At 60.0% G+C, this 15,615-nt stretch carries 12 protein-coding genes; 4 read left to right on the top strand and 8 right to left on the bottom strand.

Annotated features, from left to right (window positions below; genetic code table 11):
* Positions 1-212 precede the first annotated feature (212 nt).
* Entirely contained in the window at positions 213-629 is a 417-nt protein-coding gene (locus GLL_RS09220) for an alpha/beta hydrolase family protein (RefSeq protein WP_164929646.1), read from the top strand.
* On the opposite strand, the gene GLL_RS09215 is transcribed toward GLL_RS09220, so the two are convergent.
* Both GLL_RS09215 and GLL_RS09210 read right to left on the bottom strand, forming a co-directional pair.
* A complete protein-coding gene (locus GLL_RS09215; RefSeq protein ID WP_011141774.1) occupies positions 623-2,362 on the bottom strand; it encodes a diflavin flavoprotein in 1,740 nt (579 codons plus the stop codon). The genes GLL_RS09220 and GLL_RS09215 overlap by 7 nt on opposite strands.
* 63 nt (positions 2,363-2,425) lie before the next feature.
* Entirely contained in the window at positions 2,426-4,180 is a 1,755-nt protein-coding gene (locus GLL_RS09210) for a diflavin flavoprotein (RefSeq protein WP_011141773.1), read from the bottom strand.
* 179 nt (positions 4,181-4,359) lie between these two features.
* On the opposite strand from GLL_RS09210, the gene GLL_RS09205 reads away from it, so the two are divergent.
* On the top strand, positions 4,360-6,165 hold the full coding sequence (locus GLL_RS09205) for an aspartate kinase (protein ID WP_011141772.1): 1,806 nt from the start codon (positions 4,360-4,362) through the stop codon (positions 6,163-6,165).
* Positions 6,166-6,250: 85 nt separating this feature from the next.
* On the opposite strand, the gene GLL_RS09200 is transcribed toward GLL_RS09205, so the two are convergent.
* From GLL_RS09200 to GLL_RS09180, 5 genes are all read right to left on the bottom strand, one after another.
* Entirely contained in the window at positions 6,251-6,520 is a 270-nt protein-coding gene (locus tag GLL_RS09200; RefSeq protein WP_164928854.1) for a hypothetical protein, read from the bottom strand.
* Positions 6,521-6,523: 3 nt separating this feature from the next.
* Positions 6,524-7,705 (bottom strand): hypothetical protein, encoded by a 1,182-nt coding sequence (locus tag GLL_RS09195; RefSeq protein WP_011141771.1) that lies wholly within the window; start codon positions 7,703-7,705, stop codon positions 6,524-6,526.
* A gap of 144 nt (positions 7,706-7,849) precedes the next feature.
* Positions 7,850-9,322 carry a cobyric acid synthase gene (locus GLL_RS09190; protein ID WP_011141770.1) on the bottom strand — a complete coding sequence of 491 codons (1,473 nt, stop codon included), beginning with the start codon at positions 9,320-9,322 and terminating at the stop codon, positions 7,850-7,852.
* 92 nt (positions 9,323-9,414) lie between these two features.
* Entirely contained in the window at positions 9,415-9,801 is a 387-nt protein-coding gene (locus GLL_RS09185) for a type II toxin-antitoxin system VapC family toxin (protein WP_011141769.1), read from the bottom strand.
* Positions 9,798-10,826 carry a hypothetical protein gene (locus tag GLL_RS09180; protein ID WP_164928853.1) on the bottom strand — a complete coding sequence of 343 codons (1,029 nt, stop codon included), beginning with the start codon at positions 10,824-10,826 and terminating at the stop codon, positions 9,798-9,800. Before GLL_RS09180 ends, GLL_RS09185 begins: the two co-directional genes overlap by 4 nt.
* 117 nt (positions 10,827-10,943) lie before the next feature.
* On the opposite strand from GLL_RS09180, the gene GLL_RS09175 reads away from it, so the two are divergent.
* Both GLL_RS09175 and carB read left to right on the top strand, forming a co-directional pair.
* Positions 10,944-11,249 carry a hypothetical protein gene (locus GLL_RS09175; RefSeq protein WP_164928852.1) on the top strand — a complete coding sequence of 102 codons (306 nt, stop codon included), beginning with the start codon at positions 10,944-10,946 and terminating at the stop codon, positions 11,247-11,249.
* A gap of 29 nt (positions 11,250-11,278) precedes the next feature.
* A complete protein-coding gene (carB, locus tag GLL_RS09170) occupies positions 11,279-14,530 on the top strand; it encodes a carbamoyl-phosphate synthase large subunit (RefSeq protein ID WP_011141767.1) in 3,252 nt (1,083 codons plus the stop codon).
* Here the strand turns inward: carB and GLL_RS09165 are convergent.
* Positions 14,500-15,609 (bottom strand): response regulator, encoded by a 1,110-nt coding sequence (locus GLL_RS09165; protein ID WP_011141766.1) that lies wholly within the window; start codon positions 15,607-15,609, stop codon positions 14,500-14,502. The two genes, carB and GLL_RS09165, sit on opposite strands and share 31 nt — an antisense overlap.
* Positions 15,610-15,615: the final 6 nt, after the last annotated feature.

The following is a 15,615-nucleotide window of genomic DNA, read 5'->3' as shown; positions in this document are numbered from 1 at the left end:
AAAGTTGCTTCGGAAGGGGACTATTCGGTTTGTTTACAAAACCAGTACTGGATCGCCCGGGAGAGGGTGGCGTGGTTTTAGGAATGCAGGAAATCGGTTCCTCAATTCCATCTAGTACTCTTTAATATTAGTCATGGTACTACTAGCTGGCATGTCTAATAAGTAAGAGATAACTGAGAGCTCAAGGAAGAGATAACTGAAAACTCAATGTAATCCTGCGCCTCGGTTACAAAAGCCAGAACTACCGGGAGCTATTTTCTGCCTCTCACCACATCGGCAAGACCCCCGAGGAGGATGTGGCCGAGTACCGCCGCCGCCGCTCGCCGGTCTTCCACGCCGAGAAGCTCAAGACTCCGCTGATGGTCCACACGACCACCAACGACGAGGACGTCAACGTTATGCAGGTGGAGGCGCTCATCAAGGCCCTCAAGGCGGCGGGCAAACAGTTCGAGTACAAAATCTACCAGGATGCCCCCGGCGGCCACGCCTTCAACCGCCTCGACACGGCCCTGGCCAGAGAATCGCGCCAAGAAATTTACCGGTTTTTGGCCCGCTACTTGAGCCCGCCCAATCCTCCCGGTGCACCGCTGCCCCTCGGAGCGGCCTCCACATCCGCCCAGGGTCAGTAGTGCGTACCGGTCGAGCGAAAGTGCACGGCCGTCTTGCCGTTCGGGTTGAGCACATCTCCCCCCTCGGCCACGCAGTAGACCAGCCAGTGATCGCCGCAGTCCATGCGCCCCTCCACACGGCATTCGAGGTAGGCGAGCGCTTCTGAGAGGATGGGCGAGCCGTTGGCCGCCGCGCGCGTGGCAACCCCCGCAAAACGGTCCTGGCCAGGAGCGAAGGGTTTGAGAAAGTGCTTCATCAAAGGCAGGTGCTGCCCGTCTTCAAGGATATTGAGCACGAAGGCGTCACCCGGGTACAGCAGCGACTCGATGGCCCGCTCCTTGGCGACGGCCACGGTGAGCCCCGGCGGATTGAAGGTGGCCTGGGTGACCCAGGAGGCGAGCATCGCACTGCTGACCTCTTCACGCCGGGCCGTGACGACACACAGCGAACCGACGATGCGGCCCGCGGCTTGCTCGACGGGGGTGGAGGCGGCAGGAGCGCGACCCTGACGGGCTTTGCGCGTCTTCTTGAGCGTCTGGGCAAAATCGGTGCCCGCCTCCTCGCACTCCTGCAAGGTGCCGGCGTTGGGTTTGAACTTGACGCGAATAGTCTCGAAGCCGAAGGAATATCCAGCGTTGCGCAGTTTGCCCTCCAGCAGGTCGATCGCTTCGCCGCTCCAGCCGAAGGAGCCGAATACCCCGGTCAGTTGCGATTTGGGAGCGGTGGCAAGCACAATGCCCAGGGCCGTCTGGATCTGGGTGGGGGCGTGACCGCCCAGGGTGGGCGAGCCGATCACAAAGCCGTCGGCGCGCGAGACCACCTCGCGGATCTCCTCCGGGGTGGCGAATTCGCAGTTGATGGTCTCCACACCCACCCCGGCCTTGGTGATCCCGTGGGCAAGCGCCTGGGCGAGGGTGGCGGTGGAGCCGTAGGCCGAGGCGTAGAGCAAGGCGACGGTGAGCGTCTTTTCAATCTGAGCGCGGTTCCAGCGGCGGTAATGGGAGATAAGATCCAGCCCGCCCGAGCGCAACAGCGGTCCGTGCACCGGGGCAATCACCCGGGCGGGCCACTCGGCAAGCCGGTCGAGCACCGCTTCGACCTGGCGCGCCTGGCTTGCCATCAGACAATCATAAAAGTAACGGGCGTCCTCGCCCGTGGCGGTGCCGCTCTCGTCGAAGAGGGCATCGTCCGCGACGTGGGCGGCAAAAAATTTGTCGGTGTAAAGTGCCGAGTGCTTTTGATCAAAGAGGCACAGCCCGTCGGGCCAGCGCGGCGTCGGAGCGGGAATGCACTGCAGCCGCCGATCGCCGCCCAGTTCCAGGACTTCTTGGCCGCGGACGATCCGGATTTGCGTTTGCAGGTCGGCCGCTTCACCTTCAAGCAAAGGTCTAAGGGCGATGGCCCCGGGGTTGGAGCAGATTATCTCCAGGCGGGGAGCGCGCGCCAGCAGGGCAATCAGGGTTTTGGCGCGGTTGGGGTTGATGTGACCCAGCACTACCGCGTGGATCTGCTCCAGGGCAATGAGCCGCTCCAACTCCGCAAGAAACAGGGCAGTGAACGTTTCGCCCGGCGGGGAGAGCAGCACCGTTCGATCCGGCCCCTGAAACAGAAAGGCGTTGGAGGTGGTGCCCCGCTGCCGGGCGTACTCGACCTCGAATTTGAGCCGCACGAAGCTGCGGGAGCGCAGCGCCCAAGTATCGGGGGCCACCGCCACCGTCTGGATATCGCGCACAGGCGTTTGGGCAGGGGTCATGGCGCTTCTCCTCGTGGTGTCGCGTGTCGGTCAGGCTGTCCTGGCCTGACATTTGTCACCTGTTTAATAGTGGTTGCCGACTTTGCGGTGGTGGACGGCGGTCAGTCCTTCCAGGTTGGAGACGCGGCCATCCTCAACCACGCCGTAGACCAGCCAGTGATCGGAACACTCCATGCGGCTGGCGACCCGGCACTCCATATAGGCGAGGGCATCGGCCAGAATTGGCGTGCCGCCCGTGCCGGTGAGCGTTTCCACACCCACGAAGCGGTCCTCGCCGGGGGCAAAGCGCTTCAGAAAGTGGCGCATCAGCGGAGCGTACTTGCCTTCTTCGAGCACATTGAGGGCAAACAGGTCGCCCACCTGCATCAGCGCTTCGATGGCCCGGTCCTTGGCGACGGCGATCGTGACGCCCAGGGGGGCAAAGCTCGCCTGGTTGACCCAGGAGGCGAGCATGGCGCCTTTGAGTTCGCCTTTGGCGGCGGTGAGCACGTACAGCCCGCCCGACAGACGGCCCATCGCCTTGTCGAGCCCGACCGCGACCGCCTTCATCTGCTGGACGGTGCGGTCGCGGGTGAGCCATTGGGCCAGGTCGGTCCCGGACTCTTCGCAGAGCTTGTACAGCGCCGGGGTGGGTGTGCCGGTCGCCTCGGCCTCGGCCAGCGCCCCTTCGCGCCCGGGGATGCGAATGGGGGCAAAGGCCCGCACCAGGCCCAGATCGGCAAATCGGCTCGAAAGCGGAAAGGCGGGCTCGTCGAACCCACCGCAGGCTTCGTAGATGCCAAAAGCCTGCTTTTCTTTGACGTTGGCCAGAATCACGCCCAAAGCCGCCTGGGTCGCCTGGGCGGCCGGCCCCGCCGTGGGGGGGGTGCCAATCACCACCCCGGCGCTCTGGCGGACGATTTCCTGGATCTCGGCGAGGGGCGTGGCGCGCAGGTCCACCAGTTCGGTGGCGACGTGGGACTTGGTGATTCCCTGGGCAATCGCCTGGGATAGCCGGTCGCTGTAGCCGTAGTCCGAGACATAGAAGACTGCCACGCTGGTGGTCGCCTCGCTCTGCTCCTGGCTCCAGCGCCGGTACCGATCGACCAACTCGCCCAGGTGCAGCTTGAGCATCGGCCCGTGGCCGGTGGCAATGGCGGTGATCTCCCCCAGAGGCTCCATGCGCTTGAGGGCGGTGAGCACCGAGCGGGCGTTGGGAGCCATCAGGCACTCGTAATAAAAACGGTAATCGGGCTCGATGGCACTCAAGTCCTCATCGAACATCCGCTCGTTGCAGTAGTGCATCCCAAAAGCGTCGCAGGTGTAGAGCACCCCCGTGCCCCGGTCGAACGTGAACATCGTGTCGGGCCAGTGCAAGTTGGGGGCCGAGACAAATTCGAGCACATGCCCGCCTCCGAGATCGAGGGTGTCGCCGCTTTTGACCGCCCGCTGCGGAAAGCGGCGGTGCACCATGTTCGCCAGAAACTGCAGCGCCATGCGCGAAGCGACCACCGTCGCCTGGGGAGCGAGCGCCAGCACGTCCGCCACCAGACCGCTGTGGTCGGGTTCGGTGTGGCTGATCACCAGATAGTCGATCCGCTTGGGATCGATGTGGCCTTTGAGCAGATCTAAATAAAGGGAGCGGAACTTTTCGTGGCTGGTATCCACCAGGGCTACCTGCTCGCCCTCGATCAGGTACGAGTTGTAGGTCGTGCCGTTTTGCAGACCAAATTCGATGTCGAAGCGGTCGCGATCCCAGTCGAGGCAGCGCATCGCCACCGTCTCAGGTGCCACCGCTCCGGACTGGACCGTCAACCTTTTTTGGATCGTCTGCTGCATAGCCTGCGCGCCTCCCAAGCTCCGTCCGTGGTCATTTCTACTTATTCAGTGTAGAGCCGAATATTGATCGATTTTCGATCAACATACTGCCCACCTGCGGGGAGGGTCGGTGAATCCCTTGTGTCCTGGAGCAGCGTACCGGTAGACTCGTGGGGATCTGTCGGCAACCGAATTTTTCCGTGGGCCTCATCGTTCAGAAGTACGGCGGCACATCGGTGGGCAGCGCCGAACGGATGCGCTCGGTGGCCGAGCGCATCGCCCGCACCCACCGCCAGGGACACGATCTGGTCGTGGTCGTCTCGGCGATGGGCCACACCACCGACGCCCTGGTCAAAATGGCCTGCGAGATGCACGGCGAGCCGGACCCGCGCGAGATGGACATGCTGCTCACCACCGGCGAGCAGCAGAGCGTGGCGCTCTTGACCATGGCGCTGCACGCCTTGGGTTGCAAGGCGATTTCGCTGACCGGTGCCCAGGTGGGTGTCGTCACCGAACCCAACCACACCCGGGCACGCATCCGCAGGGTGCAGACAGGCCGCATCAACGAGCTTCTGGCTGCCGGGTACGTGCTGGTGGTGGCCGGCTTTCAGGGCATCTGCCACTCGCGCTTCTGGGAAATTACGACGCTGGGCCGGGGCGGGTCCGACACCAGCGCCGTGGCTCTCGCGGCCGTGCTCAAGGCCAACCGCTGCGAAATTTATACCGACGTGCCGGGGGTACTGACCACCGATCCGCGCCTGGTGGGCGATGCCGCCTTGCTCGAGGAAATCACCAGCGAGGAGATGCTGGAATTGGCGAGCCTGGGTGCCCAGGTGCTCCATCCGCGCGCCGTCGAGATTGCCCGCAACTACGCGGTGCCGTTGGTGGTGCGCTCCAGTTGGAGCGACGCCCCCGGTACGATTGTGCTCTCGCCCCGTCTGCCGGTGGACCGGGCCATCGACAATCTGGAGACCGAGCGGCCGGTAGACGCCGTCTACATCGACAACCATCAGGCAAAAATTGCGCTGTTGCGCGTTCCGGACCGTCCCGGTGTGGCGGCGGCCCTTTTTGGGCACCTGGCCAAGGCGGGGATCGATGTGGACCTGATTATCCAGTCCATCCACCACCCGAATGCTCCGGAACCCACCAACGACATTGCCTTTACGGTCCAGCGCTCGGATCTGGCCGCTGCGGTCGCCACGAGCGAAACGGCCGCCGCCGCGCTGGGCGGTTGCGCGGTGGTGGTGGACCCGGTGCCCACCAAAGTGAGCATCCGCGGCGCCGGGATCATCGGACGACCGGGTGTGGTCGCCCAGATGTTCAAAGCCCTAGCCGAGGCGCGGATCAATATCCAGATGATTTCGACTTCCGAAACCAGCCTCAGCTGCGTGATTGCAGGCGAGCAGGCCGAGAAGGCGGGCGAGGTGCTCTGTGGCCAGTTCGGCCTGCGCGCGCCGGTCTACGAGGAACCGCCGGTGGTGAGCGGCGCGCGGCCGGTCGCCCAGGCGGTGCGCGGCGTAGCCCTCGACACCAATCAAGCCCAGGTAGCGATTTTGCAGATACCCGACCGGCCCGGGGTGGCGGCGGAGATCTTTCAGTGTCTGGCCCAAGAAGGGATTGCCGTCGACATGATCGTCCAATCGCAGCGCGGGGCCGACACCAACGACATCGGCTTTACGGTCAGCCGCTCCGCCGTGCGCGCGGCCCAACGCGCCCTCGCTTCTTTGTGCATGGGCTTCGCAGGCTGTGGCGGGGTGGTCGTGCGCGAATCGGTGGCCAAACTCAGCCTGGTGGGAGCGGGCATCGTCGGCACCCCGGGGGTGGCCGCCCGCATGTTCGAGACGCTTGCGAGTCTCGGCACCAACATCGAGATGATCTCCACCTCGACTATCAAGGTGAGCTGCATCGTGGAGGCTGCTTGCTGCGAAGCGTCTCTCCAGGCGGTGCACCGGGCCTTCGGCCTGGGTAGCGGGGCGATGGTCGCGGTGGAAGGCCGCAGCAGCTAGAAAACCAAATGGGAATTCAACCCAGCCCACTTGGCAAACCGAACCGATCGGCAGATGGGGCTCCCAGACGTCGACGAGACGCTTGTTACCATCGTGTCGAAAATCGCCTGTACAGCGGCCAGAGAATAGCCAAAGCACAGACAAACAGCCCCACGGAGAACGCTGTCCCTCTCGGATTCAGCCAGCTGCTCCATCCTGCAGCCAGTAGTGCGACAAGCAAAGCAACAATGACAACCGATTTGTACCACTTGAGGCCTGCTTGAGCCCAGGCCAGCTGAGTCGCAACTGCGATCAGGGCTCCATTGATAATGGCCCAGCCAAAAAACTCCGGCTTTAATGCATCCAACGTTTGCATCGCCTATCGAGGGGGTTCTGGTCTAGTCCAGGGTGCTTGGGTTCCTTGTTCTTCACAATGTTTGTAGGCATCCTCAACCCATACTTTATCCTGGCTTGCCTGTTCACCAGCTATTGTACCGGCGAGCCCACCTATTGCACCCCCGACGAGTCCACCGATTCCAAAGCCTAAGGAACCCGCTGCAGAGCCTGCCGCTGCACCTGTCAGGCCGCTGCCGACAATGGTGCCCAGCATACCGCCTGCCCCTGGATAAGTTATCTGCTCCATCGACCTACGCTCCTCTTCTCTGCGTTTCTGCTGTGGTGTATCCGGATATTTTTGTTCCAATTCATGCAACAGCCTGCAGGTCTTATCGTCCGGATAGCCGTTTGGACCTGCAGGTAGTTTGCCTGCGATTACATTAAGTTCGTCAGCGTTCCAACTATCAGTTTGCCCATTCGAACTACCACCCAATTCATCCCACTTGGCAATAGCCATCACGCTGGAATCGTTCATAAAATCTGCATTGGCACCCTGTGGTAGCGAGAAGGCTATCGACGCTTGTTCGCCGCTGCTTACCAAAAGCGCGTGGATATCGTTTTCAACTTCAATTTGCGCGTCAACAACGAGTAGTTCGTCTGCAGCGAGTGGTAGATCTTGGTCAGTAGCTGCTTGTTCGAATTGAGGGATAGCTGAGTCGGTGACGGCGCTGGCCCCCGGTAGTAGTCTATAGCCATCGTCGTTCATCGCGCCGTAAGTATCTGCGCCTGGGTAGTTGCTGTTCGGACTATCCGCGTTGGTAGCGAACACCGTGCCGTTCGCATCGGAGAAGCTGTCGAAGTCAAAATCGAGACCACTCACTCCCTGGGCAATGCTGTCATAGACATCTGAATTGGTGTCAATGTCTTGTTCATTGTCGGACAGACTCGCTGATCCGCTTATCCATGCGTTCTCAAAGTTGCCGAAGTTGGTACTGCCAGTGCCACTGTCAAGACTACTGCCGTCCTCGCTCGCGTACAGATTTTGCACGCTGTAGTAGTCGCTGTCCTGATCCCACAACACATTCTGGTTGCCGTCGCTACCATAGCTGTACTCGCCGTTCTGGCTGAAAGCATTAACTTGTGCGCCTTCTTCACCCAATGTGCCGATGTAGGTGGCATCTCCACTGCCATCTGACTCGTTCTGAAGGAAATACTTTTCTTCCACGGTCTACCTGCAGAGAGTTGCTCCTCCAGAATTTATGCGAAGAATATATTTTTGTCAAAATATTCCTGAGAAGTTTTTCTCTTTTCTCGCTGCCCACAACAACAACAATATGCAAACAGAATAGATGGGAACATGAATCGCTTGTTACACCTGGGAGGCAAACCCGGCCAACTGGGCAAACCCATCGATCGGCAGATGGGGCTCCCAGGCGTCGGCGAGACGCTCGAACATCTCCTCGCGCTGTTCACGGTAATGGCCGCTTTGCACGGGGAGCTGTGGCAGGCCCCGGCGCTCCCGAAGCGCGTTGAGCCAGTGGCGACGCCAGGCGTGGTTGTCCAACAGGCCGTGCAAATAGGTACCCCAGACGCGGCGATTACTGCTGACCACGCCGAGATGGGGCTCGGCAAACAGCGCTTCGAGGGTGGGAGCAAAAGTCGTCTGCCCCTGATGAATTTCGTAACCGACGACAGGCTCCCCAGCCGGCAGGCGCGATTCGACCTGCACCTGACGGGTAATCTTGAGCGGCTCGAAAACGGTTGTAGCCTCGATGAGCCCAAGACCGGGATGGCGGCCGGGGTGCCCCTCAAATCCTTCAGGATCGTCGATGGTGCTTCCCAGTATCTGCAGACCACCACAGATTCCTAGGATCACCCCCCCGTAAGCCCGGATTTGTGCAGCCATGCCGCTCGCTTCGAGGGCAAGCAGGTCGGGGATGGTGGCTTTTGATCCTGGCAGGATAATTGCATCTGGATGACCAAGGTATCCGTCGGGGCTCACGTAGCGCACCCGGACGCTGGGTTCTGCTTCCAGGGCGTCGAAATCCGTGAAATTGGCGATGCGCGGCAGTCGGATCACGACGATCTCCAATTGCGCCTGTTTGCGCGCTCCGCGCCGATCGAATAAACCCATCGAATCTTCCTCGGGTAGGGCCATCTCCAGCCAGGGCAGCACACCCACCACCGGCACGCCGGTGTACTGGGCAAGCCAGTCGAGGCCCGGCTGCAACAGTGCAAGCGAACCGCGAAACTTGTTGATCACGATGCCTTTGATGAGGGCGCGCTCCTCGGGGGGCAGCACCTGCAAAGTACCTACGACGTGAGCGAGGGCGCCTCCCCGGTCGATGTCGGTCACCAGCAGTGTCGGCGCCCCCAGGTGCAAAGCGACGCGCATGTTGGTCAGATCCCGGTGGCGCAGGTTAACCTCCGCCGGACTGCCGGCTCCTTCGCAGATCACCAGTTCGTATTGCGACTGCAACTCAGCGAGTGCCTCCACCACCGCCTGCCAGCCGGGTTCAAAGTAGTCGCGGTAGTAATCGACGGCCCCGCACACCCCGGCGGGCTTGCCCTTCAAGATCACCTGGCTGGTCATATTGCCCTGGGGCTTGAGCAAAATCGGGTTCATCGCCACGCTGGGTTCCAGTCCGCAGGCCCAGGCCTGCACCGCCTGGGCGTGGCCGATTTCGTGGCCTTCGGCGGTGACATAGGCGTTGAGGGCCATATTCTGGCCTTTGAAGGGAGCGACTTTTACCCCGCGCCGGTGAAACAGGCGACCCAGCGCCGTCACCAGAAGTGACTTGCCCGCGTGAGAGGAAGTGCCGACGACCATCAAAGCAGCCACTGTGTTTGTCCTATGCGAGGTAGGTGTTGTGGGTCAAGATATTAATGGCTGCATGGAACGTTCAAGCAGTCTGACAGTGAGCCATTGATAAATTACCAAATGGTGGCGACATTGTACTGTTTAATTTGAGAGTCTGTGGTGAGCAAAATCAAATTTTCTACCTGGCTTTGTGCAATCAAGATTCTGTCGAAGGGATCTCGATGGTAGTCAGGCAAGTTATAGATTTGGAGTGCATGAGTCTTTTCGATAGGTAGACAAATAAATCCGTTTGAATACATATTATCCTGAATTACTTTCTCCGGTGAACCGATCAGTTCGAGTCTGCTCAAGCGCGCTTTGATAGATATTTCCCATATACTGGCTACGCTGAGATATGTCTCATTGCTTTCGTTCTCAATGATTGCTCTTGCGTTTGTGGAGAGGCGAATATCACCAGAGATGAACCAGAGAAATGCATGGGTATCTAGCAAATAACTCATTCAAAATGTTTCATAATGTCATTAGGCAAAGGTGCATCAAAATCAGGAGCAACCTTGATCAAGCCTTTTGCCGAGCCAAATGTACGTTTGAATTTTCCATTTTCTGGCTTCACTTTGTGCTCTGATTCTTCTTCTCTTATCTTTCTAATCTCTTTCAGTATCAACTCCCAAGACTTTCTATCGAAACTTCCTACGACATTGGATGGAGGATGAGTATCAGAACCTTCAGAGGATGGAAGAAAAGTCCCTGCCTCTACATCGGTCGAACGCGCTTCAGACTTCTCTAGCTGCTGTACAAATTTATTTACATTAATGCCATGAATCTCACTTAGATTTGCTTCGTCTTTTGACACTTGCTTATGACCTTGCGGTTCACGGTTCGCGTTTGTTGGTTTCAATGGAAAAATGCTCTCAATCTCGACCAAGTGAATCTGGGAAACAGAGTCACTATCCCGTTTGCGAATTCTAATCACCAGTTCTTGACCAACGGAAAGTAAACTGACCCTCATCGTTGCTCTTATCAGGCCAACTTCAGAGTCAAAGGTTTTTATGCTAGCGTCAATAGCTCTCAGAGCCGTTCGACAAGCGCTGAGTATGTCTTGCCATCGAGCTTCTATCTCTACTGTTGCTTTTGGCGAGAGCTGCCTCTCCAGCTTTTGAGTAGAGGGTATTAAGTAAATCGCAGCCGCGATCGTTGCAAGAAACAAGAATAAGTAGTTCAAGGCAAAACCCAAATCGTTGGCTAGTCGAGTTCGTGTTGTTTCAGATGCAAGTAGAATAACGAGGAAGGTTGGGAACACTGCAAAAAAACAAACGCAAGACCACCAAAATAGCTCACCTATGCGAGACAACTTGTTTATAGTTTTTTGCTCAATGCGCTTAATTTTAATTGGTAATCTTTCCTGAACCTGTTTGGAATTTATTGTTCGGTAGTTATATTCTGCAACTTTGAAAGCAGTCCAGGCAGTAATAATTCCTGCCAGCAAAGTCGCTACAGGGCCAGCTAGAGTTGTTAGAAAAGCCAAAACAGAATTAATAAGCGAATCTAGCATTGTGGGCTGACAGTCTTCCGCTGTGGACAGAAATAGTAATCAAAGTATAGTACGAGCCAGCCTGGTGACCGTAGGCTTGCAGTGAAGACCATGTCCGTGTTCCTCAGCGGTGACGTAGGCGTTGAGGGCCGTATTCTGGCCTTTGAAGGGAGCGGCTTTGACCCCGCGCCGGTGGAACAGGCGACCCAGGGCCGTGACCAGAAGCGACTTGCCCGCATCATCAAAGCAGCCGTGGTGTTCGTCCTATGCGAAGCGGGTGTTGCATTTGAAGGCGGTGATAAAGGCGATAAGGTGATTCGGCAGCTGTACTCCGGCGTTTCTTACCATCCTAGGTCCGGCCGGGAGCGCCGGATGTTCACCGGCCACCGTCGCTCTGTAGGTGAAGGACTAAGATAGGACTGTTTGCTTAGTTGCAGGTCGCCGCTGTGCCCCGCCGCACCGATATTCACAAGATTCTCTTAATTGGCGCCGGACCGATCGTCATCGGTCAGGCCTGCGAATTCGACTACTCCGGAACCCAGGCCTGCAAAGCGCTGCGCGAGGAAGGCTACGAGATTGTCCTGGTCAATTCCAACCCGGCGACGATCATGACCGATCCTGCCACGGCCGATCGCACCTATATCGAGCCGGTCACCGCCGAGTTCGTCGAGCGCATTATCGAACGCGAGCGGCCGGACGCCTTGCTTCCCACCATGGGAGGCCAGACGGCGCTCAACGTCACCGTCGAATTGGCCGAATCGGGGGTGCTCGATCGCTACGGCGTCGAACTGATCGGCGCAAAACTCCCCGCCATCAAAAAAGCCGAGGACCGCGAGCTATTTAAGCAGGCGATGGAGAAAATCGGCCTGGCCGTACCGCGCTCGGGTTTCGCCCACACTCTCGAAGAAGCGCGGGTAGTGGCCGAGGAGATTGGTTCCTTTCCGCTGATTTTGCGGCCGAGCTTTACGCTTGGGGGCACCGGCGGCGGCATCGCCTACAACCGCGAGGAGTTCGAGCGGATGATCCGCGTCGGCCTGGACGCTTCGCCCACCTCCCAGGTGCTGGTCGAAGAGTCGGCCCTCGGCTGGAAGGAGTATGAACTGGAGGTGATGCGCGATCTGGCCGACAACGTCGTGATCATCTGCTCGATCGAGAATTTTGATCCGATGGGAGTGCACACGGGCGATTCGATCACCGTCGCCCCGGCCCAGACTCTGACTGACAAAGAGTACCAGCGCCTGCGCGACGCCGCCATCAAAGTGATCCGTGAAATCGGCGTCGAAACGGGCGGCTCGAATATTCAGTTTGCCGTCCACCCGGAGAACGGCCGGGTGATCGTCATCGAGATGAACCCGCGCGTCTCGCGCTCGTCGGCCCTCGCCTCCAAGGCCACCGGCTTTCCGATCGCCAAGATTGCCGCGAAGCTCGCCGTGGGTTACACCCTCGATGAAATCACCAACGAAATCACCCAGAAGACCCCGGCAAGCTTCGAGCCTACGATTGACTACGTAGTCACCAAGATCCCGCGCTGGGCCTTCGAGAAATTTCCCGGCACCGAGCCGGTGCTCACCACCGCCATGCGCTCGGTGGGCGAGGTGATGGCGATCGGCCGCACCTTTTGCGAGTCGCTGCAAAAGGCGCTGCGCTCGCTGGAGATCAAGCGCTTTGGCTTCGGTGCCGACCGTTCTGAAGAGATCCCCGACGCCGAGACGCTCAAAAGTCAGTTGCGCACCGCCACCCCCGATCGCATCTTTCAGATCCGCCAGGCGCTGATGGCCGGTTTCAGCGTCGAGCAGGTTCACGAGCTGACCGCCATCGACCCCTGGTTTCTCGACAAGCTCGCGGAACTGGTCGCCTTCGAGCGTGCCTACCAAGGTCGCGACCTGGCTTCCCTCACCGCCGCCGAGTGGCTCGAAGCCAAGCAAAAAGGTTACAGCGACATGCAGCTGGCTTTTCTCACCGGCACCGACGAGCAGAGCGTGCGCTCCACCCGCCAGGAACTGGGCGTGACGCCGGTATTTAAAACGGTCGATACCTGTGCGGCCGAATTCGAGGCGTTCACGCCCTACCACTATTCGACCTACGCTTCTGAGTCCGAGATTGCTTCCGGTGAGAAGCCCAAGGCGATGATCCTGGGGGGCGGCCCCAACCGCATCGGCCAGGGCATCGAGTTCGACTACTGCTGCTGTCACGCCTGCTTTGCGCTTTCTGAAGACGGCTTTGAGACGATCATGGTCAACTCCAACCCCGAGACCGTCTCCACCGACTACGACACCAGCGACCGGCTCTACTTCGAACCGCTCACCCGCGAGGACGTGCTCAACATCGTCGAAGCAGAAAAGCCGGTGGGCGTCATCGTTCAGTTCGGCGGCCAGACGCCCCTCAACCTCGCCGTGCCCCTCGAAAAGGCGGGGGTACCCATCTGGGGCACCTCCCCGGACTCGATCGACATCGCCGAGGACCGCGAGCGCTTCGAGCAGTTATGCCAGCAACTCGGCATCCGACAACCCGCCAACGGCATGGCCCGCTCCACCGCCGATGCCGTCGCCGTGGCCGGCCGCATCGGCTACCCGGTGGTGGTGCGCCCGAGCTACGTGCTGGGGGGGCGGGCGATGGAAATCGTCTACACCGATGAAGGGTTGGGCCGCTACATGGCCCACGCCGTCCAGGTGGAGCCCGACCGACCGATTTTGATCGACAAATTTCTCGAAGATGCCGTCGAGGTCGATGTGGACGCTATTTGCGATCGGACCGGTCAGGTGGTGATAGGCGGGATCATGGAGCACATCGAGCAGGCGGGCATCCACTCCGGCGATTCAGCCTGCGTGCTGCCGACGCGCACTCTCGATGAAAGCGTGCTGGCCGTTATCCGCGACTGGACCGTCAAACTGGCCCGTGCCCTGAAGGTGGTGGGACTGATGAATATCCAGTACGCCGTCAAAGCCCACAGGGAGGGTGCCGAGGTTTATGTGTTGGAGGCCAACCCGCGCGCCTCGCGCACGGTACCCTTCGTGGCCAAGGCGACCGGGGTACCGCTTGCCAAGATTGCCGCCCGGGTGATGGCGGGGCGCACCCTGGAAGAATTGGGTTTCACCGAGGAAGTGATCCCCGGCCACATCGCCGTCAAAGAAGCGGTGTTGCCCTTTGAAAAATTCGCCGGCACCGACACGATCCTGGGACCGGAGATGCGTTCGACCGGCGAGGTGATGGGCATCGACACCGACTTCGGCCGCGCTTTCGCCAAAGCCCAGATCGGCGCCGGGCAGAAGCTGCCCACGGCCGGCACGTTGTTTGTCTCCGTCACCGACCGCGACAAGCACGCGGTCGTACCGATTGTCCAGCAGATGCTCGACCTGGGCTTTCGGGTGATCGCCACCGAGGGCACCCAGCGTTTTTTGCAGGAGCAGGGCCTCGCAGTCGAGAAAGTGCTCAAGATTCACGAGGGTCGCCCCCACATCGGCGACTTGCTCAAAAACCGCCGGATTCAGCTGGTCTTCAACACTCCCTCGGGCAGCGAAGCCCAGACCGATGCCCAGGTAATCCGCCGTACCGCCCTCGCCCAGAAGATCCCGGTCATCACCACCCTGGCTGCTGCCCGTGCCGTCACAGCGGCCATTGCCGCGCTGCAGAAGGGGCCGCTGGAGGTGAAATCTCTGCAGGAGTATCATCAGCCGTCTTTGACCGCAGGTAGCCGATAGCCTTCCTCGGAGGCGGTCTTCAGCAGGCGGTCTTTGAGGATCAGGTGATGCCTGGAATCGTGGGTGAGCCACCCCTGTTTCTCAAGACGGCCGAGAAGCACCGTCACCGTGGCCCGTTCCACACCGAGAACGGTGGCCAACTCCTCGTGGGTGAGCCGCACCTCCAGGCGCACTCCACCCGCCACCGGGCAACCAATCTCCACAGCCAACAGCAGCAACACTCCCCGCAGGCGGTCCCCGGCGTACCTCTGGCCGTAGATGGCAAGCAGTGCCTCGGTCTGGTGGATGCCCCGCTCAATCTGCGTCTGCAGCAGCCGACCGGTTGCGGTCGCAGGCGAGATTTCCTGCACACCGTGGCGCACCAGTTCGACCCGGGAGAGCGCTGTAGCCCGACAGGCCTCCAGAGAGGTCAGCGTCGGACCGAACAGCCGGTCGGGTCCGGCCAGACCGATGAGCACCTCTTCACCGCTCGGATGCAGTTTGCTCAGTTTGACCAAGCCCGAGTGCACCTGCCAGACTGCCCGGGCCTCCAGGGGGATCTCCTTACTGCGTTCGAAAGTTTGCCGGGGACGTCTCTCTGCCGGGCTTTGGGTGCCTTCCTCCGGGCCATCCAGGGTCGTCAGATCGCCGATCCTCTGGTGGTGCAACTGCCGGTAGTGCTGCAGTTCCGCCTGAATGGCCCCTTGTTGCTCCAGCTGCCTCTCGAGCTTCAGCCGCTGCATGGCCATGGTGATCACCGTGCGCAACTCGACTGCTTCGAAGGGTTTGACAATGAAGCCGAAGGGTTCGGTCGGCTGGGCGCGCCGCACCGTCTCTTCGTCTGCATAAGCAGTCAGGTAGATCACCGGCACGCCGAACTGGCGGCGGATACGCCCGGCCGCTTCCACCCCGTCCATCTCTCCTTGCAGACGGATATCCATCAGCACCAGATCGGGCTGGGCGCGCACGATTTTCTGGATGGCTTCCTCTGCAGAGCTGACGGAGGCCAGGACAGTGTGACCCATCGCCTCGAGAATTTTTTGTACATCCCGCGCGACAATGCGCTCGTCCTCCACCACCATGATGTTGAGCTTGCGCATAGCCGG

It is taken from the genome of Gloeobacter violaceus PCC 7421 (genome assembly GCF_000011385.1).
Taxonomy (GTDB): Bacteria; Cyanobacteriota; Cyanobacteriia; order Gloeobacterales; family Gloeobacteraceae; genus Gloeobacter; species Gloeobacter violaceus.
This window is presented reverse-complemented; position numbering and strand designations above follow the sequence as displayed.